We start from the raw sequence: 26,321 nt of genomic DNA, 5'->3' as shown, positions 1-26,321 counted from the left end.
CAGCCCAAGCATAGGCACGTGCAGTCAACTCCCGGCAACGGCAGGCAAGATAGAACCATGTTGGTTCCCTCCCGCCGTCGGCTGCGGCTAGAAGTCTGGATTGTCCTGGGCCTGTCCCTCGGGCAGTCGGCGGTGTACTCGGTAGTGCAGCTGCTGGACAAGATGACCCGGGCGCCGCTGGCGCAGGGCACCTCCACGCTGAACCGCTCGCAAAGCAGCCGGGAGTATTTCGACCTCACGTACCAGTTGCTGGACATCATCTTCGCCCTGGTCCCGGTGGTGCTGGTGATCTATTTCCTGACCGAACTCCGGCCCGCCGGCATGGCCGCCGGCACGGGCACCTCGGCGTTCCGGAAGCTGGGCTTCGACTTCGCCCGTCCCGGCAAGGACCTGCTCCAGGGCCTCGGCCTCGCCGCCCTGATCGGCATACCGTCGCTCGGGCTCTACGCGGCCGGCCGGGCGCTGGGGATCACGACGGCGATCATCCCCAGCGCACTGGACTCCTACTGGTGGACGGTGCCGGTCCTCATCCTCTCCGCGATCCGGCACGGGATCGTGGAGGAGGTGATCGTGGTGGGCTACCTGCTGGACCGGCTCGGCAAGTTCGGCTGGGGCATGCCGCTGGCGATCTTCGCCAGTTCGATGCTGCGCGGCAGCTACCACCTCTACCAGGGCTTCGGGCCCTTCATCGGCAACGCCATCATGGGCGTCATCTTCGCGCTGATCTACACGAAGACGCGCCGGGTGATGCCGCTGGTGATTGCGCATGCGCTGCTGGACATCGTGGCCTTCGTCGGATTCAGCCTCTTCGGCAAGTCAATCGGCCTGGGCTGAGCCCACACACCCGCGTCGCCCCAAGGGCCCGCCGACGGCAACGGGTTAAAGTGTTTCGGCCGCCAGCGGTGGGTGGCATCATTGGCACCCGCTGCTGGCGGCCGAAGTTTTTCGGGCAGGAAGCGTCAGATCGTGACGGCTCCGGAATCGGTTTCGAAGGTGACGGACAGGATTCCCGGCGTCCCGTGCGGGGCCAGCCAGTTCACGTCCACATCCTCCAGCGGCTTCTCGACCGGTTCACCCAGCCACTCGGTGACCCGCTCGGCCGAGCCCGCGATCGTGAGGGCAGACATCTTCACATTGCTCGCATAGGCGTTGGACGGGTGCAGGGCGGGGTCGCCTTCCCACTTCAACATGTAGGGGACCTGCGGATCCGCGATCAGGCCCAGGATACCGATCTGCTTCCAGACCAGTTCGCGGCCGTCGGGGAACTTGCGGTTGCCGTTGACGGCGGAGCGGCCCAGCCGCTCCTCAAACGGCGCCAGGTCGTCAACCTCGACGCACCAGCCCATCCAGCCGCCGCCGGCGGCCGAGCGGGCCCGGACTGCCTGCCCGAACGGCGCCTTGTCGGAGGCCGGGTGGTCCAGGACCTCCACGACCTCGAGGTACTTGTGCCCGGCAAGCGGGATAATCATGTTGCGGGTCCCGAACCGGGGGTGTATTCCGCCCTTGACGGCTTCGACCCCGAGGGCGGTCGCAATACGTTCGGTGGTGGCAGCCAGGCCATCTTGTTCACAGGCGTAAGAGACGTGATCCATGCGCATGCCCTCATCTTGGCACTTTGTGATGGAGCTCTCAGCTTAGGCTGCCCTTACCGTGATGGGATGTCATTTTCCGAGGCTTACCGCTCGGATTTGCCCGGCCAGAGCCACGGCACTTTCCGGCTCCCGCGGCGTCCGCCGGGCGGCGGCGGGGCCGTTCTTCATTTTCGTCACAAAGCTATCCAGCCGACGGGACGCGTTCCTAGACTGAAGCCAGGTCATGAGCGCCAGCATCGAGCCCCGGCTTGCTGGCCGGCAACCCTCCTTGCGCGGTGGGGTGCCCCGGGTGAAGACCTGGCCCGCCGGCGTCCGCCGGCAGGCAAGCGCGGCGCCAGAGCCGTTCCGGCCCCAGAGGCCAGGGGCGGCCTGTGCCCAGTCATTAGGGAGCTCTCCGATGTCCAACGCCTGGTCCTTTGAAACCCGCCAGATCCACGCCGGCCAGGAGCCGGACTCCGCCACCGGCGCGCGGTCGCTGCCGATTTACCAGACGACGTCGTTCGTCTTCCCCAGTGCGGAGAGCGCCGCCAACCGGTTCGCGCTGGCCGAGCTCGCCCCCATCTACACCCGGATCGGCAACCCCACCCAGGACGCGGTGGAACAGCGGGTCGCGAGCCTGGAGGGCGGCCTTGGGGCGCTCCTGCTCAGTTCCGGCCAGGCCGCCGAAACCTTCGCGATCCTCAACATCGCCGAGGCAGGAGACCACGTCGTCGCCAGCCCCAGCCTCTATGGCGGGACCTACAACCTGCTGGCCCACACGCTGAAGAAGTTCGGTATCTCGGTGACGTTCGTGGAGGACCCGGACAACCTTGAGCAGTGGCGCGATGCCGTGCAGCCGAACACCAAGCTGTTCTTCGGCGAGGTGGTGTCCAACCCCCGCCAGGACGTGCTGGACATCGAAGGCGTCGCGGACGTCGCCCACCGGGCCGGGGTGCCGCTGATCGTGGACAACACCCTCTCCACCCCCTACCTGATCCGCCCGATCGAGTGGGGCGCCGACATCGTGGTGCATTCGGCCACCAAGTATCTCGGCGGACACGGTGCCGCGATTGCCGGCGTGATCGTCGACTCCGGCAACTTTGACTTCGGCAAGGACCCGGAGCGCTTCCCCGGCTTCAACACCCCGGATCCCACGTACAACGGCCTGGTCTATGCCCGCGACCTCGGGGCGGACGGGGCGCTGGGAGCGAACCTGTCCTTCATCCTCAAGGCCCGGGTCCAGCTGCTGCGCGACCTCGGTTCGGCCGTCTCGCCGTTCAACGCCTTCCTCATCGCCCAGGGGATCGAGACGCTGAGCCTGCGGGTGGAACGGCACGTCGCCAACGCCCTCCGGGTGGCCGAATGGCTGGAAGCCAGGGACGACGTCGAATCCGTCGCCTACGCCGGGCTGCCGTCCAGCCCCTGGTACGAGCGCGGCCGCAAGTACGGCCCGAAGGGGACCGGCGCCGTCGTCGCGTTCAACCTCGCAGGGGGAGCGGAGGCCGGCAAACGCTTCGTCGACGCCCTCGAACTGCACTCCCATGTGGCGAACATCGGTGACGTGCGCTCGCTGGTCATCCACCCGGCGTCGACCACGCACAGCCAGCTCTCGCCGGAGCAGCAGGCGGTCGCCGGCGTCAATCCCGGCCTGGTCCGGCTCTCGGTGGGCCTCGAGCACATCGACGACATCATCGCGGACCTCGATGCCGGCTTCCGGGCGGCCAAGAACGCCTGAGGTCACGCAGCACGCCGAATTTCCCCACCTTTGCGGGGATGGCCCCGGGAATCGCCGACACTTCGGGGCGACCCGCCGGGCGCGTCTGTCAAAGGTGGGGAAACTGCGGTGTTGACGGGTCCGGCTGTCACACAGCCGTCACAATCTTCGCGCTTGCGCGGCCGTGTTTCGTAGAATCGACGCAGGTCATGAGTGCCAGTGACAGCCCCGGCTTGCTGGCCGGCAACCCTCCATTTGCGGCGGGGTGCCCCGGGTGAAGACCTGGCCTGCCGGTCAGCTGACGGCGGGCAAGCGCGAAGTTAGGTCCTCACATGACGATTGCCGTCGCCCGCACGGGTGTACCCGAAAGCAAACCCTCCACTGTTCCCGACGGTGCTGTTCCCGACGGGACGGTGCAGTACCTCCCGATCGGTTCCCTGGCCCTTGAATCCGGTGCCACCCTGCCTGAGGTCACCCTCGCCTACGAGACCTGGGGGACGCTGAACGCCGATGCCTCCAATGCGGTGCTGATCGAGCACGCCCTGACCGGCGACACCCACGTGACCCGCGGCGCCGGCGAGGAACCGGGCTGGTGGGAGCAACTGGCAGGCCCCGGCGCCCCGGTGGACACGGACAAGTACTTCGTGGTCTCCATCAACATCCTCGGCGGCTGCTACGGCTCCACCGGGCCCTCCACGCCGGCCCCGGACGGCCGGCCCTGGGGCTCGCGCTTCCCGCTCGTCACCCTCCGGGACAGCACCGCGGCGGAAGCCCGGCTCGCCGACGCGCTGGGGATCAGCAGCTGGTATGCCGTGCTCGGCGGCTCGCTCGGCGGAGCGCGCGCGCTGGAGTGGGCGGTGACCTACCCGGCGCGGGTGCAGCGCTGCGCCGTGATTTCGGTCGGCGCCAGCAGCACCGCCGAACAGATCGCCTTCGCCCAGGCCCAGACCCTGGCAATCCGCCAGGACCCCAACTTCAACGGCGGCGACTACTACGGCGGCCCGGAACCGCACGCCGGACTGGCCCTCGCGCGCCGGATCGCGCACATCACCTACCGTTCCGCAGCCGAGCTGGACGGGCGCTTCGGACGCAACGCCCAGGCGGCCGAGGCCCCGCTGGAGGCCGGGTCGCTGGCCGGCCGTGGGCGCTACCAGGTGGAGAGCTACCTGGACCACCAGGGCAACAAGCTGGTGCGACGCTTCGACGCCAACAGCTACATCGCCATCACCGAGGCGCTCATGAGCCACGACGTGAGCCGCGGCCGGGGAAGCCTGGAGCAGGCCGTCTCCCTGGCCACCGCGGAGTTCTTCGTGGCGGCCGTGGACTCGGACCGGCTGTACTTTCCCGCCCAATCCCGAGAGCTCGCCGACGCCCTGCCGGGGGAGGTCGCCGTGCACGTCATCGAGGCCCCGATCGGCCACGACGGCTTCCTGACCGAAATCGGCCAGCTCAGCGAGCAGCTCCGGGGCAACTTCTTCGCCTAGCCGGCACCGCCGTGTGTGCATTTTTGCAGACGCACTCTGCGCGATTAGTCGTTGAGCTTGCCTCGATCGAAGTCCATACTCGTGGAGAATGACGCCGTGTGTTCCAACTCACACACACGTAGTCAACCTAATGGTCCACAGGGTGTCGACGACGACACCGAAGGAGTTCGCATGAGCACGGAAAACGCCGCCGCAAGGCGCGCAGAGGAGCCCGACGTCAAGACGTCCGGCCTGAAGAAGGTAGTAACGGCCTCCATGGCCGGCACGGTAGTGGAGTGGTACGAGTTCTTCCTCTACGCCTCCGCCGCCACCCTGGTTTTTGGCAAGATGTTTTTCCCCAACTCCGGAACGGAACTGGACGGCATCCTCGCCGCGTTCCTGACCTATGCGGTTGGCTTCGTGGCCCGCCCGATCGGCGGCATCGTCTTTGGCCACTTCGGCGACAAGTTCGGCCGCAAGAAGCTGCTGCAGCTGAGCATCATCCTGGTCGGCGTATCGACCTTCCTGATGGGCTGCCTCCCGGGCTTCGCGCAGATCGGCTACTGGGCCCCGGCCCTGCTGGTCTTCCTGCGCTTCGCCCAGGGCTTCGCCGTCGGCGGTGAATGGGGCGGCGCCGTCCTCCTCGTCGCCGAGCACAGCCCCAGCAAGTCCCGCGGCTTCTGGGCCAGCTGGCCGCAGTCCGCCGTCCCGCTGGGCAACCTGCTCGCCACTGCCGTGCTGTTCATCCTGTCCTCCGTGCTGTCTTCCGCGGACTTCCTTGGCTGGGGCTGGCGCGTCGCGTTCTGGCTCTCCGCCGTGATCGTCGTCGTCGGCTACTACATCCGCACCAAGGTCAGCGACGCCCCGATCTTCCTCGAGGCACAAAAGGAAGTTGTCACGGAGAACAAGGGCTACGGCGTCGCCGAGGTCTTCCGCCGCTACCCCCGCGGCGTCTTCACCGCCATGGGCCTGCGCTTCGCGGAGAACATCCTCTACTACCTGGTGGTCACCTTCTCGATCACCTACCTCAAGACCGTTGTCCACGCCGACACCGCCCGGATCCTGCTGCTCCTGCTCGTGGCGCACTTCATCCACTTCTCCGCGGTGCCGGTGGTCGGCCGTCTCTCGGACCGCTTCGGCCGCAAGCCCGTCTACATGGCCGGTGCCGTCCTGGGCGCCACCTGGGGCTTCTTCGCCTTCCCGATGATGGATACCGGCAACGATTTCATGATCCTTGCCGCTGTCATCATCGGACTGCTGTTCCACGCCCTGATGTACGCCGGCCAGCCGGCCATCATGGCCGAGATGTTCCCGACCCGGATGCGCTACTCCGGCGTCTCGCTCGGCTACCAGGTGACCTCGATCGTGGCCGGTTCGCTCGCCCCGATCATCGCCGTCGCGCTGCTGAGCCAGTACAAGTCCTCCGTCCCGGTGGCCATCTACCTGCTCATCGCCTGCGCCGTCACGGCCGTCGCGGTGTTCTTCCTCAAGGAAACGCGCGGCACCTCCCTGCACGACGTCGACGCCGCCGACGCCCAGGGCACCGCCGATCTGCTGGCCGCCGGTAAGCGGTAACCAGCACGCAGCTGCACAACCCAACGAACAGGCAGCCCCCGTTCCCGCGCTGCGGGGACGGGGGCTGCTGTCATCCGGGGATCTTGTGGCGGCCTCCGCAGCGCGCCGGGCTCAGCCGGCAAGCACATCCTGGCGTTCGGCGATCTCGGCCCGGACGGCCGCCACGACGGCCTGCACCGGCGCCGAACGCAGCGATTCCGACCTCGCAACTGCCCAAATCGGCAGCTGCCGCTGGAAGTCGTCCGGCAGGACCGGTACGAGCCCCGGTTTGCCGACGACGAGGAAATTCGGCAGCAGCCCGATCCCGGCGGCGCGGCGGACGGCCTCCAGCTGGGCGAAGATGCTGGTGGCCTGGAAGCTGGAGCGCGGCATCGGCAGCTGGGTGGAGCGGTGGCCGAGCTCGGCGACCTGCAGGGCCGACTCGACGTAGGAGACGAATCCGTGCTGCCGGACGTCGTCGAGCGTCGTCGGCAGCCCGTGCTCGCGGGCGTACTCCGGGCTGGCGTACAGCCGCAGGAAGTAGTTGGACAGGAAGATGGTCTGAGCGTTGCTGACCTCCAGGTTGCCGACCACCACTTCCAGGTCCACCCCGGAGCGGTTCTGGCTGACCTTGCGGGTGGCGCTGAGCATCTCCACGTTCAGCAACGGATGTTCCTGCTGCAAACGGACCAGGGCCGGGGCGACGAATTCCGCGCCGAATCCGTCCGGGGTGCTGATCCGGACCAGGCCGGAGAGCACGTCCTCGGTCCGGGCGATCCGGCCGGACAGTGCTCCGAGTGTTCCCTCAATGGCTTCCGCCGCTGCCACGGCCAGTGATCCAAGTTCGGTGAGTTCCCAGCCGTGCGGGCTGCGCTCGAGTGTCCGGCCGCCGAGCTGTTTGTCCAGGGCGAGGATCCGGCGCGAGATGGTGGTGTGCGTGGTGCCCAGGGTCTCCGCGACGGCGTTGAACCGGCCCAGCCGGGCCACGGTCAGCAGAATCAGCAGGTCGTCCGGGCTGGGGAGCCGCTTCAAGTCCACCATTGGCCTTTCGTCGATGTGCATTGATGCACATGGCATCTTCACTTTTTCCCCTTGATTGCACTGTAACAGGGTGTGATGGTGGACACGGAACAACCGGCAAATGCGCCGGACACAATGCAAAGCAAAGGAGCTTATGCCATGGCAGTTGTCGCCTGGATCGGACTGGGAAACATGGGCGGGTTCATGTCAGTGAACCTGGCCAAGGCCGGAAACGAGGTCCGCGGATTCGACCTCAACCCGGAGGCCCTCGCGGCTGCCGAGGCCGGGGGAGTCAAGCCTGCCGGCAGCATCGCCGAGGCCGTGGAAGGCGCCGACGTCGTCTTCTCGATGCTCCCCAAGGGCGAGCACGCCCGGGCCGTCTACCTGGGCGAGGACGGCGTCCTGGCCCACGCCGACACCAGGACCCTGCTGGTGGACTCCTCCACGATTGACATCGCCTCGGCCCAGGCCCTGCACGACGCCGCCGCGGAGGCAGGCTTCCGCTTCGTCGACGCGCCCGTTTCCGGCGGGATGAGCGGCGCCAAGGCCGCCACGCTGACCTTCATGATCGGCGGCGAAGCCAGCGCCGTCGCCGACGCCACCGAATACATCCGCCCGATGGCCGCCAACATCATCCCCACCGGCGGCGCCACCACCGGCCAGGCCGCCAAGATCTGCAACAACCTGATGCTCTTCATCAACCTCGCCTCCACGGCAGAAGGTGCGGTGCTTGCGGACCGCCTGGGCCTGGACAAGCAGGTCTTCTGGGACATCGCCTCCGTTTCCTCCGGCGACAGCTGGGCGCTGCGCACCTGGTACCCGGTGGCCGGCGTCGTGCCCACCGCCGCCTCGAACAACGACTTCGCGCCGACGTTCACTGCCGAGCTCGCCAACAAGGACATCGGCCTGGCCATCAGCGCCGCCCGCGACACCGGCACGCCGCTGGAGATCGGCGAGCACGTCCAGCAGCTCTTCCAGCGGCTCATCGACGGCGGCCAGTCCGGCACGGACTGCTCCGCCATCGTCAAACTGGTCGACGGCTCGTTCGAGTCCGCCAAGTAGCCCCCCAAACCTTTTAGAAAGAGATCCTCCCCATGGAACGCATTCCGCACTTCATCAACGGCGCCCTGGTGTCCGACGCCGAGCGCTACGGCCCCGTCTTCAACCCCGCCACCGGCGAACAGGAAAAGGAAGTGGCGCTCGCCTCCGCCGCTCGGGTCGAGGAAGCTATCGCCGCCGCCCGTGCCGCCCTGCCCGGCTGGCGGGCCACGAGCCTGGCCAAGCGCACCACCATCTTCTTCAAGGTCCGCGAGCTGCTTATGCAGCGCCGCCCCGAACTGGCCGCCCTGCTGACCAGCGAACACGGCAAGGTCCTCTCCGACGCGGAGGGCGAGATCACCCGCGGCCTGGAGAACATCGAGTTCGCCACCGGCCTGTCCCACGCGCTCAAGGGCGAACGCTCCGAGCAGGTGTCCGGCGGCGTCGACGTCCACTCCGTCCGGCAGCCGGTCGGCGTCGTCGCCTGCATTACGCCGTTCAACTTCCCGGCCATGGTGCCGCTATGGATGATCGGCAGCGCCCTGGCCTGCGGCAACACCGTGCTGCTCAAGCCGAGCGAAAAGGACCCGTCCTCCGCCCTCTTCATCGCCCAGGTCTTCGCCGAGGCCGGCCTGCCGGCGGGCGTCCTGAACGTCGTGCACGGTGACAAGGAAGCCGTCGACGTGCTGCTCGAGCACCCGGACGTCAAGGCTGTCAGTTTTGTGGGTTCGACGCCGATCGCCCAGTCCATCTACAAGCGCGCCGCGGACCACGGCAAGCGCGTCCAGGCCCTCGGCGGGGCCAAGAACCACATGGTGGTGCTTCCGGATGCGGACCTGGACATGGCCGCCGACGCCGCCGTCTCCGCAGCCTACGGCTCCGCGGGGGAGCGCTGCATGGCCGTCAGCGTCCTGGTCGCCGTCGGGAACATCGCGGACGAACTCGTGGACGCGATCAAGACCCGGATGGCAACGCTCAAGATCGGCCCCGGCACTGATCCGGCCTCCCAGATGGGTCCGCTGATCACCGCCGAGCACCGCGACAAGGTGGCCTCCTACGTGGCCGGCGCCGCAGACGAGGGCGCCGCCGTGGTGGTCGACGGCCGGGAGCAGGAATTCGACTCCAACGGCTTCTTCATCGGCGTGAGCCTGATCGACCACGTCAAGCCCGGCATGAAGGTCTACGACGACGAGATCTTCGGCCCCGTCCTCTCGGTGGTGCGCGTCGAGAGCTACGCCGACGCCGTCAAACTCGTCAATGACAATGAGTTCGGCAACGGCGTGGCGATCTTCACCCGCGACGGCGGCGCCGCCCGGCAGTTTGAGTTCGACGTCGAGGCCGGCATGGTGGGCGTCAACGTGCCGATCCCGGTGCCGGTAGGGACCTTCTCCTTCGGCGGCTGGAAGAACTCGCTCTTCGGCGACACCCACATGTACGGCCCGGAGAGCATCCGCTTCTACACCCGCGGCAAGGTCGTTACGACGCGCTGGCCGGATCCGTCCACCTCGGTGATCGACCTCGGTTTCCCGCAGGTCGACTAGGCGCAGCCCTCCCGGACAACAGCAACGCGGGGTCACTTACGGCCTATCCACGAGTGGATTATGGGCCGTAAGTGACCCCGCGTTGCTTGTAGGTTCCGGGGGTCAGCCTTTCATGATCTCCGCGCGCTGGGCCATGTAGTCCTCCATGGCGAGCTCGCCGTTGCTGTATTTCTGGTCCAGCTCGGCGAGCTTGCGCGCGCGGTAGCCCTGCGGCCCCGACGGCACCGGCGGCACCTCCGCGGCGCCAGGCGCCGGCGCCTGGGGCTGCCACTGCTGCGGCGACGCGGGCTGCGGCGGGTTGTTCAGGTACTCCGGGCTGTCCTCGTACGGGACCGGGTACTGCTGGTTCGCCGGCGGCTGGTTGGCCGGGGGCTGCGGCGCACCCAGCTGGCCGAATCCGCCGTAGTAGTCGCGCTGGGTGAAGCCGTCCCGCGGCTGGTTGCTCTGCTGGCCCGGATATTGGCCAGGGAACTGACCAGGGAACTGACCTGGGAAGCCGCCGGGCATGCCCTGGTCCTGGCCGCGTCCGCGGACCGATTTGCGGTACATACGAATGGCCGCCGGGACCACGAAGGTCAAGATGATGATCCAAAAGAAAATACTCACGGTACCGCGCCTCTCAAAAGGTGTCTTTCCAGCTTAACGCGCACCCCGTGCCCGGGGTGCCGGGCCGCCCGGCACTCGGTACCCGGAGTTCAGGACCGCAGGGCATCCTCGGCGCCGGGCGGCCCCTCGCCCGAGCCGAGCGGGACCCCGGGGCCGAACACCGGTCCGGCCAGCGGGCGCTTGGCCGTGATGCCGTCGCCGGAGGAGCGGTGCCGGAGCCGGCGGACCACCCACGGGACGAAGTGCTCGCGGGCCCAGATCAGGTCCCCGGTGCGGGCCTCTCGCCAGCTGCGCTGCGGCAGCGGCTTCGGGGAAAGTGGCTCCAGCGTGTGCTGGACGTTCAGCGAGTCCAGCACCATGGCCGCGATCGTGTGGTGGCCCAGCGGCGAAAAGTGCAGCCGGTCCGCGTCCCACATCTGCGGGTCGTTGAGCTGACGCAGCGACCACATGTCGGCAATGACGGCGTCGTGCCGGGCCGCCACGGTGCGCAGGTTCTCGTTGTAGATCGCCACCTTGCTGCGGATCCGGCCCAGCACCGACGAGCCCGTGTCCGGGCCGTTGAACAGGACCACGGTGGCGCCGCCCAGGCTCAGGATCTGCACCACGGAGTCAAGCCGTTCGGCGAGGACATCCGGGTCCCCGCCGGGCCGGATCAGGTCGTTCCCGCCCGCGGACAGGGTCACCAGGTCCGGCTTCAGCGACAGGCAATGGGCCAGCTGCTGGTCCACAATCTGCTGCAGGAGCCGGCCCCGCACGGCGAGGTTGGCATAGGCAAAATCCTCGTGGCCGCGGCTCAATTCCTCGGCCACCCGGTCCGCCCAGCCGCGGTGCCCGCCCGGGCTCGCCGGTTCGGGATCTCCGATCCCTTCGGTGAAGGAGTCGCCCATCGCCACGTAGCGGGTCCAAGGGTGGTTGACGGTCCGGTCCGGGAAGTTCTCCGTTGCTTCTGTTTCACTCACCTTCATATCCTGCCCCCTTCCCACAAAGCGGCGCCAGCGTAGCTTGTTACTCATAGGTAACTGTAAGAATGGAGCCATGACTGAAGCCGCTGCCTATCCCGCTGCCTTTCCTGCCCCCGTTGTTCTGTGGTCCCGGCCCGAGGAGGACCGCGCCGGCAGGCCCCTGCTGGTGCTGCTGCACGGCTACGGCGCCAACGAGCAGGACCTGCTCAGCCTGGCGGACCTGCTGCCGGAGGAATTCGTGGTGGCCTCGCTCCGCGCCCCGCTGGTCTCCGGTCCCGGCTTCACCTGGTTCCCGCTCACGGCGTCCATCGACTATTCGCTCGACGCCGTCAAGCACGCCGCCGCCTACGCGCAGGACTGGATCGACTCGGTGAGGGACAGCCACCCTTCGGTAACCCTGCTCGGGTTCTCGATGGGCATGGCCATGGCCACGACCCTGCTGCGGCAGCGCCCGGACGGCTATGCCGCCGTCGTCGGGCTCTCCGGCTTTGCCGTCGACGCCGCCGGGGACCCCAGCTTCCGCGACGCGGAACTGGACGGAACCGTGCCGATGTTCTGGGGCCGCGACCAGCAGGACCCCGTGATCACCCCGGACAAGATTGAGTTCACCATGGGCTGGGTGCGCAAGCACGTGAAGCTCACCAAGGTGCTCTACACCGGCATGTGGCACGGCATCAACCAGCAGGAGATCGGCCACGTCGGCGAGTTCCTCACCCACGAGGTCCTCAACAAGTAGTCCCCGACGGCGGGTTAAACTCCGTTAGGTGTGACGATCCGGACGGTCTGCCCGTTCACGGTGACGGTGTCGCCGTGGTGGAGCTGGCGTCCGCGGCGGTCGTCGATCTCGCCGTTGACCTTGACCAGGCCGTTCTTGATCAGCTCGGCAGCCTCCACCCCGTCCTCGACCAGGTTGGCCAGCTTCAGCAGCTGGCCCAGCCGGATCATGTCGTCGCGGATGGGAATGTCTTCAATTTCCGGGTTGCTCATACAAGCAATAATGCCTGACCAAAGGTGGCACCAATGACCCACGCACCGCGGCTTCCACTGCCCGTCGGACTGCTCCTCGCCGTTTCGGCCGGCCTCTTCGTCCCCGTCCAGGGCCGGATCAACGGCGCCCTGGGCACCGTCCTGGCCGACGGACTCGCCGCCGCGGTGGTCAGTTTCAGTGTCGGCCTGGCGCTGATGATCGTCGTCTCCCTGGCCCTGCCGAAGGGACGCGCCGGATTGGCCAACGTCCTGCCGGCGCTGCGGGAACGCCGTTTCCCGCGCTACTACGCGCTCGCCGGCGGCATCGGCGCGTTTTTCGTCTTCGCCCAGTCCTTCACGGTCGGGCTGCTCGGCGTCGCCCTGTTTACGGTCGCCGCCGTCACCGGGCAGACCCTGAGCGGCCTGCTGGTGGACCGGATAGGGATCGGCCCGGCGGGCAAGAAACCCGTCACCGGCATCCGCGTGCTCGGCAGCATACTGACCGTCGCCGCCGTCGCCTGGGCCGTCTCGCCGCGCTTCGACGGCAGCGCGGCGGGCGGCGCAGGCGCTCCCTCGGGGACGGAGGCCGGCCCGCTGCAGCTGCTGGTTCCGGTGCTGCTGCCGGTGCTGGCCGGGTTCCTGATGAGTTTCCAGCAGGCCATGAACGGCACGGCCACCGTGCACTACCGCACGCCCATCACCGCCACCCTGGTGAACTTCATCGCCGGCAGCATCGTGCTGTGGCTTGCCTGGCTGATCAAACTGGCGGTCGCCGGGCCCGGCAACGCCCTCCCCGGCGAATGGTGGTACTACCTCGGCGGGCCGATGGGCTGCATTTTCATTGGCGTCGCCGCCTTCCTGGTCCGCGGCCTGGGCGTCCTGGTCACCGGGCTGGGCATGATCGCGGGGCAGCTGCTGGGCTCGCTCGGCCTCGACCTGGTCCTGCCCGCGCCCGGCACCGTCATCGCGCTGCCCACCGTGCTCGGCACGCTGCTGACGCTGGCCGCCATTATCCTGGCCAGCCTGCCCTGGTCCCGCGGAGCCCTCAAGAGGTAGCAGCGCGGGTAGGCTAGGAGTTTGCATCACACCGTTCGCAACACCCCGCCCGGCAACCAGCCGGTGACCCGGGGCTGACAGCACGGACCGCACCCAGCGGCCCTGTAGAAATTGGAGTTCCCATGGCAGCAAAATCCGTACTCGACCAGATCATTTCCCTCGCCAAGCGACGGGGTTTCGTCTTCCAGGCCGGTGAAATCTACGGTGGCTCCCGTTCTGCCTGGGATTACGGTCCCCTCGGTGCCGAGCTGAAGGAAAACATCAAGCGCCAGTGGTGGCAGTCCGTGGTCCGCGGCCGCGAGGACGTCGTCGGCCTGGACTCCTCGGTGATCCTGCCCCGCCAGGTCTGGGAAGCCTCCGGCCACGTCGAGGTCTTTTCCGACCCGCTGGTGGAGTGCCTCTCCTGCCACAAGCGCTACCGCGCGGACCACCTCGAGGAAGAGTACGAGGAAAAGAAGGGCCGCCCCGCCGAGAACGGCCTCAAGGACATCGCCTGCGCCAACTGCGGCACCCGCGGCGAATGGACCGAGCCCCAGGAATTCTCCGGCCTGCTCAAGACCTACCTCGGCCCGGTGGCCAGCGAAGAGGGCCTGCACTACCTGCGGCCCGAGACCGCGCAGGGCATCTTCGTGAACTTCAACAACGTGCTCACCACCTCGCGCAAGAAGCCGCCGTTCGGCATCGGCCAGATCGGCAAGTCCTTCCGTAACGAGATCACGCCGGGCAACTTCATCTTCCGCACCCGCGAGTTCGAGCAGATGGAGATGGAATTCTTCGTCGAGCCCGGCACCGACGAGCAGTGGCACCAGTACTGGATGAAGGAGCGCATGGACTGGTACACCGGCCTGGGCATCCGCGAGGAGAACCTGCGCTTCTTCGAGCACCCCCTGGAGAAGCTCAGCCACTACTCCAAGGGCACCACGGACATCGAATACCGCTTCGGCTTCCACGGCTCCGAATGGGGCGAGCTCGAGGGCATCGCCAACCGCACCGACTTCGATCTCTCCACGCACTCGAAGGCCTCCGGCCAGGACCTGAGCTACTTCAACCAGGCCACGAACGAGCGCTACACCCCGTACGTGATCGAACCCGCCGCGGGCCTCACGCGCTCCTTCATGGCGTTCATGATCGACGCGTACACCGAGGACGAGGCACCCAACGCCAAGGGCGGCGTCGACGTCCGGACCGTGCTCAAGCTCGATCCGCGACTGGCCCCGGTGAAGGCGGCGGTGCTCCCGCTGAGCCGCAACGAGGACCTGTCCCCGAAGGCCAAGGACCTCGCCGCGCAGCTGCGCAAGAACTGGAACATCGAGTTCGACGACGCCGGCGCGATCGGCCGCCGCTACCGCCGGCAGGATGAGATCGGCACGCCGTTCTGCATCACGGTGGACTTCGACACGCTCGAGGACCAGGCCGTCACCATCCGTGAACGCGACACCATGAGCCAGGAACGAGTCTCCCTGGACAAGGTGGAGGGCTACCTGGCCGCACGGCTGATCGGCGCCTGAGCATGGCGATCCAATACCGTGAATGGCGTGAGGGCGACGACCTCGCGCTGCTGGAAGTGTGGGGCGGGCCCGAGACGGACCAGGCCCGGCAGTTCCGCGGCACCCTGGCGCCCTCGGGCAACGCGCCGTGGCGCCGCTGCATTGTGGCCGAGGACGTCGTCGACGGCGTCGCCATCCCCGTCGCGGCCGGCGTGGTGCACGAGGCCTCGCTGCACCCGGAACGCCTCTGGGTGTACGTCGAGGTAGCCCGGGACCACCGCCGGAGCGGTATCGGGTCCACGCTGCTGGGCATGCTCCGGCACGAGGCCGAACGGTCGCCGTCGGGCATCTCCCGGCTGCGGACCAAGGTGGAGCCGGGCACGCCCGGCGCCGCCTTCGCCGAGGCAGCCGGTCTCGCCCCGATCCAGCGTTCGCGCCTGGTGGTCGTGGAGCCCGGCTCCCTGAAGCTCCCGGTCTTCGGCGACGGCTCGGAGGCCGCGGCCTCCGAGCAGGTGGAGGACCTGGCCACCGGCTCGGTGGAGCTGAGCGACGTCGTGGGCCGGTACTACACCGCCGTGCACCACTGGGACAGCCCCGGCGAGCTCAGCATCGCCACCGTGCAGCGGCTCTTCCTGGACGACCTCAGCGGTGCGCACGGCGCGATTGTGCTGCGCGCGCCCAAAGCAAGTGCCTTCGGCGCGGGCGTGCCGGCCAGCAAGAAGGGCCGGCTGCAGGCATTCGCGGTCAGCTACGCACAGGGCGGCCCGGAAATGGGCGGTCCCGAAGAAGGTCACGCGGCGAAGGCCGGCGAACCCTCCGACGTGTTCCTGGGCCATGATCCGGAGCTGTCCGACGACGATGCCCGCGCCGCGGTGCGGGACCTGCTGGCGCTGATCGCGTACCAGTACCCGGTGCTGCTGGAACTGGACGATTCGATGACGGCCCTGCGCGCCGTCGTCGAGCCGCTGCTGGACAGCGGCAAGGCCCGGCAGGCCGGCGCGGACACCCTGATCGTCTCCGACCCCGCCTAGGCCTTCAACACGCAAACTGACCCGCAGTTGTTGTCGTTTTGATGCGACAACAACTGCGGGTCAGTTCGGTTTAGGGGCGGCTAGGGGAGGACCGGGGGAACAAACTGGAAGGTCATCCCGAGCAGCCAGACCAGCAGCAACACCACCGGCAGGTGGAAGACGAACTGCAGGAAGGTGAAGCCGACCAGGTCCCGGGCGCGCAGCCTCAGCACCGCGAGCAAAGGCAGCATGAAGAACGGGTTGACCAGGTTTGGCAGCGCCTCGGCGATGTTGTAGATCTGCACGGTCCAGCCGAGGTTCATCTGCACATCGGTGGCGGACTGCATCACGTAGGGCGCCTCGACCAGCCACTTGCCGCCGCCGGAGGGGACCAGCAGGCCCAGCACGGCCGTGTAAAGCGCAATGACGACGGCGAACCCGCCGCCGCTGCCGATCTCCGAGAAGAACCCGGCGAGGTGCGCCGAGATGGACATCCCGCCGTGGCCGGTGGCCTTGGTCAGGATCGCCGCCATCGCCGCGTAGAGCGGGAATTGCACGAGGATGCCGGCGGTCGCCGGGACGGCCTTGGTGACGGCCTGCAGGAAGTTGCGCGGCGTGCCGTGCAACACCAGGCCCAGGATCAGGAAGACCAGCAGGTAGCCGTTGAGGCTGCTGACCACGCTCAGGAACGGCTTGGTCAGGAACTGCGAGACCAGCCAGCCGAGGGTCAGGATGCCGGCCAGGACGGGCAGGATCTTGCTGTATTCGAGCCACTCGCCCGGACGGGACCGCGGCGCCGGCTCGCTCGGTTCGTCGTCGAGGTCGACGCCGAGGTCTTCGGCGGTGCGGATCGCGCCGCCCTGCGGAGCCGAGAAGTGCGCGATCACCGTGGTGAGCGCCATCAGGATGGCCAGGGTCAGCAGCGACTGCCAGGTGAAGATCGTGGTGCCGAAGTCCAGGATGCCGGTGATCTTCAGCAGGGCCGGCGGCAAGGAGGCCGCCGTGGCCTGCAGCTGCGCGGCGGAAGAAGACAGGCCGAGCGCCCAGACGGCGCCGAGGCCCATGAAAGCGGCCGCGCCCAGGGCCCGGTAATCCACGGTGAGGTCCTTGCGGCGGGCAATGGCCCGGGCCAGCAGACCGCCGAATATCAGGCTCAGGCCCCAGTTGAGGAAGGAGACGGACATCGACATCAGGGCAACGAAGCTCACGGCGGTGCGGGCAGTGGCCGGGACGAGGGCCAGTCGGTTGATCAGCTTCGCCACCGGCGGGGAGGTCGCCACGACGTAGCCGGTGAGGACCACCATGGCCATCTGCAGGGTGAAGGCGGTCAGGTCCCAGAAACCGTTGCCGAAGGAATCCGCGATGGACTGGGGTGAGGCGCCAATGGCCAGTGCGGCCAGGGCAATGATGATCACGCCGGCCAGGGCGAAGATGTAGGCGTCCGGGAACCACTTCTCGGTCCACGCGGCCATCCGTTGGGCTATTCGGGCGAGACCGCGTTCTTCGCCGATTCGGCTTTTCGTCAGGACTGTGTTTGCCACAGAGGGGTACCTCTCCATTGAGTGCGTTTTTGTACCCGATGGAGTTTAGTCAAGTCGCTGGGGTGAACCGGGCTTATCGGCGCCGGCTGCGCGCGCGCCGCGGCCCCTCAGCCTCGTCCAGCCGCTGGCGCTCCTCCTCGGTGGGGGCCCCGCCGCCGAGCGCGGCCGGCATCCACCAGGCGCCGGGTGCCGGCTTCAGGGGGAAGTCCGCGATGCCGGCGTCGATCCCGCGCTGGAGGACTTCGCGCAGCGCCTCGGTGGCCGCCGGGACGTCCAGCCCCGGGGCCGGGGTGAGGGGTTCGCCCACGTGCACACGCACGGGTGCCCGCCAGGCGCGGAGCGGGGAGAAGCCGTGGTGCCGGGTCATGATCCGGTGCGCGCCCCAGACTGAGACCGGGATGATGGGCACCCCGGCCTCGGCGGCCATCCGCACCGCGCCGGTCTTGCACTCGCGGACCTGGAAGCTGCGGCTCACCCCGGCCTCGGGCAGGATCGCGATGTATTCGCCCTCGCGGAGCTTCTGCACGGCGGCGTCGTAGGCGTGCGCTCCGGTGTCATAGCCGACGACGACGTGCCCGGCGGCGCTGACGGCCGGCCCGGCGAACCAGTGGTCGGCCGCGCCCTGGGTGATCAGGAAGCGCATCTGGGCCCTGTTGTGCCCCCACAGCAGCAGCTCGGCGAAGGCAAAATCGAGGTAGCCGAAATGGGTGATCGCGACGACCGCGCCCGTCCCCGGGGTGGGGTGCCGCGAGCCGCCTTGCGGGGCGCTGTCGCGTGCGTTGTCCGGGAGCACCGGAGGCAGGTTTTCCCGTCCGGTGACGAGGACCCGGATCCGGAACAGCCAGCGCAGCGCCTGGCCGGTCCGGACGATGACGCGGTAGAAGCGGTCGCTGGGCGCCGGCCGCCAGCTCACGTCGAACCGCGCATCTCAGCGCTCCGCCGGCCGGCGCGGCGGCCAGGGCAGGAAGCCGGAGGTCGATTCGACGTATTCCTTGTAGCCGGGCCGGGCGGACATGGCCTTCTCGGTCAGGGGCTTCCCGGTCTTGCCGGCCAGCGTCCAGATCATCAGCGCGGGGGAGAGGATGGTCAGCACGCCGGGCCAGGAGTCCGCGGCGACGAGGAATAGGCCGGCCCAGACGGCGGCGTCGCCGAAGTAGTTCGGGTGCCGGGTATAGCGCCAGAGACCGGTGTCCAGGACGGTGCCGCGCTTGGCCGGATCCGCCTTGAACTGAGCCAGCTGCCAGTCCCCGACAGTCTCGAAGACGAAACCGACAATCCACAAAAGGACGCCCAGCAGCGCCAGCCAACCCAGGGTGCCGGTGCTGAACATGCCCACCTGGATGGTGAGCGAGACGAAGAACATCACGATGCCCTGCGGCAGGTACACGCGGCGCAGGGCGTACGTGTTGCGGGAGCCGGGGGCGGAGGAGAGCATGTCCACGTAGCGCGGATCCTCATGGCCGCCGCGGGCCCGGATGCCGATGTGGACGGCCAGCCGGATGCCCCAGACCGCAACGAGGGCCAGCAGCAAGAGGCGGCGGCCGTCGTCGCCGTGGCCTGCGGACAGCGCCCAGGAGACCGCGGCTGCCACCACAAAGCCGAGGCCCCAGACAGTGTCGATGACCGAGTGGCGGCTCTGGCGCACGGCGACGGCAAATGTCACGGCCAGCAGCGCCAACAGTCCCAGCGCCACCCAGGGCAGACTGGCCAGGAACGCTTCCAGCGGGAAGGCCGGCATCACAGCACCACCGGGAGGCTGGCCGCGGCGGGGAGGACCTGGCGGAGCGCGTCCGTGCCAGGGAGTTCAGTGCCGGCGCTGTTGCCGAAGGCGTCAAGGATGAAGCCGTTGGCAAGTGAGTTCCAGAGCCGGACCCGGCGGAACATGAAGTGGCCGGCGCCCTTGAGCGAGACGTAGTCGATCGACGCCGCCACACCCTCGGCGCGCCGGGCATAGGCCAGCGAGTTCTTGGGACTCGTCCAGCGGTCCTCGCTGCCGTGCACGATCAGGACACGGCGCCCGGCGACGGGTTCCACCGGCGTGGACCGGTCCAGCCACGGGGCCAGCGCGACGACGGCTTCCACCTGCGGGTGGTCCGCGACGCAGAGCGCGGTGAGGCCGCCCATCGAGTGGCCCAGCAGGTATACGGGCACGCCGGGATGTTCGCGGCTGATCTGGGCAAGGGCCCAGCGGGCATCCTGGACCGGGGACATGTCCGGCCCGTTCCAGCCCCGGTACCGGTTCCGGAGCGTCCAGACGGCCAGGCCGTGCGGGGCGCCCTCGTTCCGGAGCGCCTGGGCGAAGGGCAGCATCCTGGCCGGGCTGAGGTGCCGGGCGCGGACCGCCTCGAAGCTGTCCGCGCGGCCGCCGTGCAGCACCAGGGCGACGCCGCGCGTCTGCCCGGCGGCGTCCGCGATGCTGAGCTCGGCGCGGGCCGCCGGGCCTGCCCCGGCTGCCTGGTGCTCCCGGTCGTCTGTCATGCGTCTGGCCACGCTAGTGTCCTCCACCTCGTTTGGTCCCTGCAATTACCAACAATAAGTTGCGCGCCGGCGTTCCCGTGAGCGTTTCCGCGCCGGTTTGCACGCTCATTCCCATAGGTCATTCGCGGCCGGGTTGCCGGGGGATGGGCGTTGCGCGGGGGCAGGGCACTTTGGATCCTGCCCGGCGGCAGGGCACTGGCACCGGCCGGCGGTTCCGACCCCGTAAAGTTTTCGGCATGAGGTTGAACTGCTGATGGGCGCCGGACATTCACACACGACCCCGGGGCACCTCGACCCGACTCCCCGGGCGCTCGCCGCGCGGAAGAAAGCCAACTGGATCCTGGCCGCCGTCCTGGTTCCGCTGACCCTGCTGACCATCGTGGCCATGGTGTTGCTGTGGCCCTCGGGCAGCAAGGAAGGCCTTAAACTCTCAAGTCCCTATGCGGCCGCGCCAGGCGTCAGCTTCGACACCGGAAAAATCCAGCGCGTCGTCGTCGCAGGCTGCATGGACGGCACCGCCCAGCCGGGCGCCCCGGCCGCTGCCGGGCCCGGACAGGGCTCGCAGTGCACCTTCGCCTACACGGACCCGGACAAGGGCGGCAACCCGGTCAAGGTGGTGATCAACCCCGACGTCGCCAAGTCCCACGGCGTCAAGGTCGGCGACAACATCCGCTACCTCAACCTCTCCAAGGCCCAGGGCGCCGCCGCGGGAGGCGCGCCCGCCTACGTGTTCGTCGACTTTGTCCGGACCCTGCCCATCATCCTGCTCGCCGTGCTCTACGCCGTGGTCGTGATCGCAGTGGCGCGCTGGCGCGGGCTGCGCGCCCTCATCGGCCTTGTTGGCGCCTACGCCGTGCTGGTCTCGTTTATGCTTCCCGGCCTGGTGGAAGGCAAACCGCCGCTGCTGCTGGCCCTGGTCGGATCCACGGTGATCATGATCGGCGTGCTCTACTTCGCGCACGGCTTTACCGCCCGGACCTCGACGGCGCTGCTGGGGACGATGTTCGGCCTGGGCATCACCGCCGCGCTCGCGGCCTGGGCCACCGACGCGGCGAACCTTGCAGGGGTGGGCAACCATGACGCCGCCACACTCGCCAACGTTTCGGACCACATCTCGATCTCGGGGATCATCCTGTGCGGGCTCATCATTTCCGGACTCGGTGTGCTCAACGACGTGACAATCACCCAGTCCTCCGCGGTCTGGGAGCTCTGGGAACTCGCTCCCGGGACGTCCGCGCGGAAGCTGTTCGCCGCGGCCATGCGGATCGGCCGGGACCACATCGCCTCCACCGTCTACACCATCGCCTTCGCCTACGCCGGGGCGGCTCTGCCGATCCTGATCATCGTGATGCTCTACGAGCGCCCGCTGGGCGACGCCCTCACCAGCGCCGAACTCTCCGAGGAAGTGATCCGCACGCTCGTCGGCTCCATCGGCCTGGTCCTGGCCATCCCCGTGACCACGCTGATCGCGGTGCTCGTCGTGAAGGCCACCGGGCTGAAGGGCGGGAGCGCGGCGGACGACGGCGGCCGGCCCGCCACCGCTCCCGCCGGGAGCCCGGTCGAGGCCGGCCCGTCCGGTGGGGGCTCTGCTGATGGGGGCTCTGCTAATGGGGACTCGTCCGACGGGGGATCGCCCGACGACGGGGGCTCGGAACCGGCGCCGGCGGGCCGCCGCGGCCGACGCGCCGCCGTGCCCGGCTGACCGGGCCGCTGCGCGCCGCCCGGTACACGCCGCGATTTCCACATAGCCGGCCTGGATCCCGCCGATTTGCCCGGCTTTGAGACAATGGACGGGTGACTGTTGTAGCAACGCCTCCCGCCCCCAAGCTGGAACTGCCGCCCCTGAAGCTGGGTCCCCTCACGGTGGACACTCCCGTGATCCTGGCTCCGATGGCGGGCATCACCAACTCCGCCTTCCGCAGGCTCTGCCGTGAATACGGCGGCGGCCTGTACGTGGCGGAGATGGTGACTTCCCGTGCCCTGGTGGAGCGCACGCCCGAATCGCTGCGCATCATTTCGCACGACGAGGACGAGAAAGTCCGCTCCGTCCAGCTTTACGGCGTGGACCCTGTGACCGTCGGCCAGGCCGTCCGGATGCTGGTCGAGGAGAACCGCGCGGACCACATCGACCTCAACTTCGGTTGCCCGGTGCCCAAGGTGACCCGGCGCGGCGGCGGCTCGGCGCTGCCCTGGAAAACGGATCTCTTCACCTCGATCGTCCAGACCGCGGTGAAGGAAGCGTCCAGGGGCAACATCCCGCTGACCATCAAGATGCGCAAGGGCATCGACGATGACCACCTCACGTATCTCGACGCCGGCCGCATTGCCCGCGACTCCGGCGTCGCCGCCGTCGCCCTGCACGGCCGCACCGCCGCGCAGTTCTACTCCGGCAAGGCCGACTGGTCCGCCATCGCACGGCTGCGCGAGGCGCTCCCGGACATCCCGGTCCTCGGCAACGGCGACATCTGGTCCGCCGAAGACGCGGTGCGGATGGTCCGCGAGACCGGCGTGGACGGCGTCGTGGTGGGCCGCGGCTGCCAGGGCCGGCCATGGTTGTTCGGTGACCTCATGGCTGCCTTCGAGGGCAGCGACGTCCGCCACACCCCGGCACTCCGCCAGGTGGCGGAAAGCATCTACCGGCACGCCGAACTCATGGTTGAGACCTTCGGCGACGAGGGCAAGGCGCTGCGCGAAATCCGCAAACACATGGCCTGGTACCTCAAGGGGTACGTGGTGGGCAGCGAGCTGCGGAACCGGCTGGCGCTCGTGACAAGCCTCGAGGTGCTCCGCGGCACCCTCGACGAACTGGACCTTGATTCACCCTACCCGGGCGCCGACGCCGAGGGCCCGCGCGGCCGCGCCGGTTCACCCAAGAAGCCCGCCCTGCCCAAGGACTGGCTGCTCAACCGCAGCCTGGACTCCGAACAGACCCGCGACATCTCCTTCGCCGAACTGGATGTCTCCGGTGGCTGAAACCAGGACGAGCGCGCCCGTGCTGGACGGCTACGTGGACCGCGACTGCGCCCGCTGGGTCGAGGAACCGCCCAAGAGCACCTACCGCTCCGACTTCGAACGCGACCGCGCCCGCGTCCTGCACTCCTCGGCGCTGCGCCGGCTCGGGGCCAAGACCCAGGTGGTCGCGCCGGACACGGACGACTTCGTCCGCACCCGGCTGACCCACAGCCTCGAGGTGGCGCAGGTAGGCCGTGAACTCGGCCGCGCCCTGGGCTGCGACCCCGACGTCGTCGACACCGCCTGCCTCAGCCACGACCTCGGCCACCCGCCGTTCGGCCACAACGGCGAGTCGGCCCTGAACGAGGTCGCGCACGCGATCGGCGGCTTCGAAGGAAACGCCCAGACGCTGCGCCTGCTGACCCGGCTGGAGCCCAAGGTGCTGGCCCCGGACGGCCGCCCCGCCGGCCTTAACCTGACCCGCGCCAGCCTCGACGCCGCCGCGAAATACCCGTGGTCGGCCGAGAACGCGCCGGTGATCCACGGCCAGCGGACCAGCAAGTTCGGCGCCTACGAGGACGACCTGCCGATCTTCGACTGGATCCGCGAGGGGGCACCCGAGCGGCGCTCCTGCTTGGAGGCCCAGGTCATGGACCTCGCGGACGACATCTCCTACTCGGTGCACGACGTCGAGGACGCGATCGTCGCCGGGCACTTCCAGCTTCGCTGGATGGACAATCCCGACCACCGCGCCCGGGTGGTGGGCTACGCGAAGCAGTGGTACCTGCCGCACAACGATCCAGCCGCCATCGACGCCGCCCTGGCCCGGCTGGAGGCCACGAGTGTCTGGGTCCGCGAGGCCGACGGCAGCCGCAAGTCCATGGCTGCGCTCAAAGACATGACCAGCCAGCTGATCGGCCGGTTCTGCCAAAGCGCGCTCGAGACCACCCGCACCGTCTACGGCCCGGAAAATCTCACCCGCTACAACGCCGAACTCATCGTCCCGGACGAGACCGTGATGGAGATCGCCGTGATGAAGGGCCTGGCCACCACGTTCGTGATGACCACCGAACACCGGCAGCCCATCTACGAACGCCAGCGCGAGGTCCTGCACGCGCTCGTGACCGCGCTTAGCGCCAGCGGCGACCGCCACCTGGAGCCGATGTTCGCCGCCGACTGGCGCGCCGCGGAGGACGACGGCGCCCGGCTGCGCGTTGTCATCGACCAGGTCGCCTCACTGACCGACGGCTCCGCGCTGGCCATGTACGAACGGCTCGTCGGCAGCCTGCCGTCGCTGTGGTGACGGTGCGGGTGACGGGCGCCATACGCCGCCGACCGGCGTCGTACCCGGGTACTAGGATGGCACCGTGGCCGGCCTGATTAAACGTGAAGACATCGACGAGGTACGCCAGCGCACCGACATCAAGGAAGTTGTCGACGGCTATGTGACCCTCAAGGGTGCCGGGCTGGGGTCCTTCAAGGGCCTGTGTCCCTTCCATGATGAGCGCTCACCCTCGTTCACCGTGCGCCCCCAGGTGGGCCGCTATCACTGCTTCGGCTGCGGCGAGGACGGCGACGTCATCTCCTTCGTGCAGAAACTTGACCACACCACCTTCCATGAGGCCGTGGAGAAGCTCGCTGCCCGGATCGGCTATGAACTGCGCTACGAGGACGGCGGGTCCGGCCCCAACCGCGAGGAAATCGGCCGCCGCCAGCGTCTCCTCGATGCGCACAAGATCGCCGACGAATTCTTCCGCGCGCAGCTGCTGACCCCGGGCGCCACCGAGGGCCGGAACTTCCTCTACGGCCGCGGCTTCGACCGCGCCGCGGCGGAACAGTTCGGCGTCGGCTACGCCCCGCAGGGCTGGGACTCGCTGCTCAAGCACCTCCGCGGCCGCGGCTACACCGACGCGGAACTCAAACTCACCGGCATGTTTTCCGAGGGCGGCCGGGGGATCTACGATCGTTTCCGCGGCAGGCTGATCTGGCCGATCCGCGACATCGCCGGCGACACCATCGGCTTCGGCGCCCGCAAGCTTTACGAGGACGACCAGGGCCCCAAGTACCTCAACACCCCCGAGACCGCGCTCTACAAGAAGTCGCAGGTCCTCTACGGGATCGACCTCGCCAAACGGAACATCGCCAAGGACCGCCAACTGGTGGTGGTGGAGGGCTACACCGACGTGATGGCCTGCCACCTGGCCGGGATCACGACGGCGGTGGCCACCTGCGGCACGGCGTTCGGCACCGAGCACATCAAGATTGCCCGCCGGCTGCTCTCCGACGACGGCAGCGGGGGAGAAGTCATCTTCACCTTCGACGGCGACGCCGCCGGCCAAAAGGCGGCGCTGCGCGCCTTCGAAGAGGACCAGCGCTTCGTGGCGCAGACCTACGTCGCAGTGGAACCCGGCGGATCCGACCCCTGCGAGCTGCGACAGGCCAAGGGCGACTCCGCCGTCCGGGACCTGATCGGCACCCGCCGGCCGCTGTTCGAATTCGCGATCCGCGCCAGCCTGAGGCGGCACAACCTGGACACCGTCGAGGGACGGATCGCGGCCCTGCGAGAATCGGCTCCAGTGGTCGCCCAAATCCGTGATGCCGGCATCCGGCCCGCCTACGCCCGCGAACTGGCGGGGTGGCTGGGCATGCCGGTCGAGGAAGTCAGCCGTGCCGTTGGCGCCGCGATCAAACGTAACGCCCAGGGAACGTCCGGAGGCGCCGGACAGGGATATGGCCAGGGCCATGGCCAGAACCCGACGCGCCCGGCCGAAACGGCCCCCGGTGCCGCCCCGGGCGTGGCGCCCCTGCCGCCGTCGGCCACGCTGCCGGCCTTCAACCGGCCCGACCCGCGCGATCCGGTGGCCGCGATGGAGCGCCAGGCGCTCGAGGTGGTACTCCAGCATCCTTCGACCCTTGAGGGGGCGACATGGCAGCGTTTCTCCGAGGCGCGGTTCTCCACGCCGGCCTACCTCGCGATCCACGAAGCGATCCGTGCCTCCGGTCCGGGTTCCATCGGTGACCCTGCGCGGTGGGTCGAGCAGCTGCTGCGGGAGGTCCCTGAACCGCTCCGGCCGCTCGTGTCCGAACTCGCCGTCGTGCCGCTGCCAGCCAGCACCGCCGAAGCCGTCCAACGCTACTGCCGCGACATTCTGGCGCGGCTGTTCGAGCTGCAAATCACCCGCGTCAAGGCCGACAAGATGGGCCAGCTGCAGCGTCTCGACGCCACGGCGGACCCGGAAGCATTCCAGCGGCTGAATCGGGAACTCATGGAACTGGAGATGCAGCGGCGCTCGCTCCGCATGGACTCCTGATTGCCCCGCTGGGCGGCCAATTTCGCTTCCCGGCACGGTGTTTGCTAGGCT

Annotated in this window: 23 protein-coding genes and 2 riboswitches; of the genes, 14 read left to right on the top strand and 9 right to left on the bottom strand. The window is 68.5% G+C overall.

From position 1 onward, the window contains the following. Nucleotides 1-57 precede the first annotated feature (57 nt). Nucleotides 58-834, top strand: a complete 777-nt coding sequence (locus tag AC1DH3_RS15735) for a CPBP family intramembrane glutamic endopeptidase (RefSeq protein WP_476893511.1) — start codon at nt 58-60, stop codon at nt 832-834. Between the two features lie 125 nt (nt 835-959). Here the strand turns inward: AC1DH3_RS15735 and AC1DH3_RS15730 are convergent, their stop codons facing one another. Then, a complete protein-coding gene (locus AC1DH3_RS15730) occupies nt 960-1,598 on the bottom strand; it encodes a VOC family protein (RefSeq protein ID WP_476909729.1) in 639 nt (212 codons plus the stop codon). Between the two features lie 213 nt (nt 1,599-1,811). Beyond that, nucleotides 1,812-1,927, top strand: a riboswitch (SAM riboswitch). A gap of 62 nt (nt 1,928-1,989) precedes the next feature. Here AC1DH3_RS15730 and AC1DH3_RS15725 point away from each other — a divergent pair. The 3 genes from AC1DH3_RS15725 (at nt 1,990) to AC1DH3_RS15715 (ending at nt 6,323) form a co-directional block, all read left to right on the top strand. Next, nucleotides 1,990-3,306 (top strand): bifunctional o-acetylhomoserine/o-acetylserine sulfhydrylase, encoded by a 1,317-nt coding sequence (locus AC1DH3_RS15725; protein WP_175323105.1) that lies wholly within the window; start codon nt 1,990-1,992, stop codon nt 3,304-3,306. Between the two features lie 184 nt (nt 3,307-3,490). Then, a riboswitch (SAM riboswitch) is annotated at nt 3,491-3,606 on the top strand. A gap of 11 nt (nt 3,607-3,617) precedes the next feature. After that, the gene (gene metX, locus AC1DH3_RS15720) at nt 3,618-4,769 is read left to right on the top strand and encodes a homoserine O-acetyltransferase MetX (RefSeq protein WP_476909728.1); all 1,152 of its coding nucleotides are present in this window, start codon (nt 3,618-3,620) and stop codon (nt 4,767-4,769) included. 171 nt (nt 4,770-4,940) lie between these two features. After that, nucleotides 4,941-6,323: an MFS transporter gene (locus AC1DH3_RS15715; RefSeq protein ID WP_476909727.1), complete on the top strand. Its 1,383-nt coding sequence runs from the start codon at nt 4,941-4,943 to the stop codon at nt 6,321-6,323. A 111-nt stretch (nt 6,324-6,434) separates the two neighbouring features. Here AC1DH3_RS15715 and AC1DH3_RS15710 read toward each other — a convergent pair whose 3' ends face one another. Continuing rightward, nucleotides 6,435-7,334: a LysR family transcriptional regulator gene (locus tag AC1DH3_RS15710; protein ID WP_476909734.1), complete on the bottom strand. Its 900-nt coding sequence runs from the start codon at nt 7,332-7,334 to the stop codon at nt 6,435-6,437. 147 nt (nt 7,335-7,481) lie between these two features. Between AC1DH3_RS15710 and mmsB the strand changes: the two genes are divergently transcribed. Together mmsB and AC1DH3_RS15700 are read left to right on the top strand one after the other, a co-directional pair. Continuing rightward, nucleotides 7,482-8,384, top strand: a complete 903-nt coding sequence (mmsB, locus tag AC1DH3_RS15705) for a 3-hydroxyisobutyrate dehydrogenase (protein WP_476909726.1) — start codon at nt 7,482-7,484, stop codon at nt 8,382-8,384. Between the two features lie 32 nt (nt 8,385-8,416). Further along, nucleotides 8,417-9,901, top strand: coding sequence for a CoA-acylating methylmalonate-semialdehyde dehydrogenase (locus tag AC1DH3_RS15700; RefSeq protein WP_476893515.1), 1,485 nt, complete (start codon nt 8,417-8,419; stop codon nt 9,899-9,901). Between the two features lie 102 nt (nt 9,902-10,003). Here the strand turns inward: AC1DH3_RS15700 and AC1DH3_RS15695 are convergent, their stop codons facing one another. Continuing rightward, nucleotides 10,004-10,507, bottom strand: coding sequence for a hypothetical protein (locus AC1DH3_RS15695; RefSeq protein ID WP_476909725.1), 504 nt, complete (start codon nt 10,505-10,507; stop codon nt 10,004-10,006). 89 nt (nt 10,508-10,596) lie between these two features. Further along, nucleotides 10,597-11,472: an SGNH/GDSL hydrolase family protein gene (locus AC1DH3_RS15690; protein WP_441419519.1), complete on the bottom strand. Its 876-nt coding sequence runs from the start codon at nt 11,470-11,472 to the stop codon at nt 10,597-10,599. A gap of 70 nt (nt 11,473-11,542) precedes the next feature. Between AC1DH3_RS15690 and AC1DH3_RS15685 the strand changes: the two genes are divergently transcribed. Further along, complete coding sequence (locus AC1DH3_RS15685) at nt 11,543-12,205, top strand: alpha/beta hydrolase (protein ID WP_441419520.1); 663 nt, start codon at nt 11,543-11,545, stop codon at nt 12,203-12,205. A gap of 14 nt (nt 12,206-12,219) precedes the next feature. Here the strand turns inward: AC1DH3_RS15685 and AC1DH3_RS15680 are convergent, their stop codons facing one another. Continuing rightward, entirely contained in the window at nt 12,220-12,456 is a 237-nt protein-coding gene (locus AC1DH3_RS15680) for an RNA-binding S4 domain-containing protein (protein ID WP_441419521.1), read from the bottom strand. A gap of 33 nt (nt 12,457-12,489) precedes the next feature. Here AC1DH3_RS15680 and AC1DH3_RS15675 point away from each other — a divergent pair, with 33 nt between their 5' ends. The 3 genes from AC1DH3_RS15675 (at nt 12,490) to AC1DH3_RS15665 (ending at nt 16,009) form a co-directional block, all read left to right on the top strand. Next, complete coding sequence (locus tag AC1DH3_RS15675) at nt 12,490-13,491, top strand: DMT family transporter (protein WP_441419522.1); 1,002 nt, start codon at nt 12,490-12,492, stop codon at nt 13,489-13,491. Nucleotides 13,492-13,613: 122 nt separating this feature from the next. Then, nucleotides 13,614-14,999: a glycine--tRNA ligase gene (locus tag AC1DH3_RS15670; protein WP_441419523.1), complete on the top strand. Its 1,386-nt coding sequence runs from the start codon at nt 13,614-13,616 to the stop codon at nt 14,997-14,999. A gap of 2 nt (nt 15,000-15,001) precedes the next feature. Continuing rightward, entirely contained in the window at nt 15,002-16,009 is a 1,008-nt protein-coding gene (locus tag AC1DH3_RS15665; RefSeq protein ID WP_476893519.1) for a GNAT family N-acetyltransferase, read from the top strand. 80 nt (nt 16,010-16,089) lie between these two features. On the opposite strand, the gene AC1DH3_RS15660 is transcribed toward AC1DH3_RS15665, so the two are convergent. From AC1DH3_RS15660 to AC1DH3_RS15645, 4 genes are all read right to left on the bottom strand, one after another. Beyond that, a complete protein-coding gene (locus tag AC1DH3_RS15660; protein WP_476909724.1) occupies nt 16,090-17,529 on the bottom strand; it encodes a short-chain fatty acid transporter in 1,440 nt (479 codons plus the stop codon). A gap of 73 nt (nt 17,530-17,602) precedes the next feature. Beyond that, nucleotides 17,603-18,442 (bottom strand): lysophospholipid acyltransferase family protein, encoded by an 840-nt coding sequence (locus tag AC1DH3_RS15655; protein WP_476909723.1) that lies wholly within the window; start codon nt 18,440-18,442, stop codon nt 17,603-17,605. Between the two features lie 15 nt (nt 18,443-18,457). After that, the gene (locus AC1DH3_RS15650) at nt 18,458-19,267 is read right to left on the bottom strand and encodes a DUF1295 domain-containing protein (RefSeq protein ID WP_476893522.1); all 810 of its coding nucleotides are present in this window, start codon (nt 19,265-19,267) and stop codon (nt 18,458-18,460) included. Further along, a complete protein-coding gene (locus AC1DH3_RS15645; RefSeq protein WP_476909722.1) occupies nt 19,267-20,007 on the bottom strand; it encodes an alpha/beta hydrolase in 741 nt (246 codons plus the stop codon). Before AC1DH3_RS15645 ends, AC1DH3_RS15650 begins: the two co-directional genes overlap by 1 nt. Nucleotides 20,008-20,260: 253 nt before the next feature. Between AC1DH3_RS15645 and AC1DH3_RS15640 the strand changes: the two genes are divergently transcribed. The 4 genes from AC1DH3_RS15640 (at nt 20,261) to dnaG (ending at nt 26,270) form a co-directional block, all read left to right on the top strand. Continuing rightward, the gene (locus AC1DH3_RS15640; protein WP_476909721.1) at nt 20,261-21,709 is read left to right on the top strand and encodes a YibE/F family protein; all 1,449 of its coding nucleotides are present in this window, start codon (nt 20,261-20,263) and stop codon (nt 21,707-21,709) included. Between the two features lie 92 nt (nt 21,710-21,801). Beyond that, nucleotides 21,802-22,980, top strand: coding sequence for a tRNA dihydrouridine synthase DusB (gene dusB, locus AC1DH3_RS15635; protein WP_441419309.1), 1,179 nt, complete (start codon nt 21,802-21,804; stop codon nt 22,978-22,980). Next, entirely contained in the window at nt 22,964-24,262 is a 1,299-nt protein-coding gene (locus tag AC1DH3_RS15630; RefSeq protein WP_441419310.1) for a deoxyguanosinetriphosphate triphosphohydrolase, read from the top strand. The genes dusB and AC1DH3_RS15630 overlap by 17 nt, the downstream gene beginning before the upstream one ends. Before the next feature lie 64 nt (nt 24,263-24,326). Further along, on the top strand, nt 24,327-26,270 hold the full coding sequence (gene dnaG / locus AC1DH3_RS15625) for a DNA primase (RefSeq protein WP_476909720.1): 1,944 nt from the start codon (nt 24,327-24,329) through the stop codon (nt 26,268-26,270). Nucleotides 26,271-26,321: the final 51 nt, after the last annotated feature.

It is taken from the genome of Arthrobacter sp. 05L428 (assembly GCF_056397665.1).
Note: the sequence above shows the minus strand (reverse complement) of the source record. Positions and strands in the feature narration are given on the sequence as shown.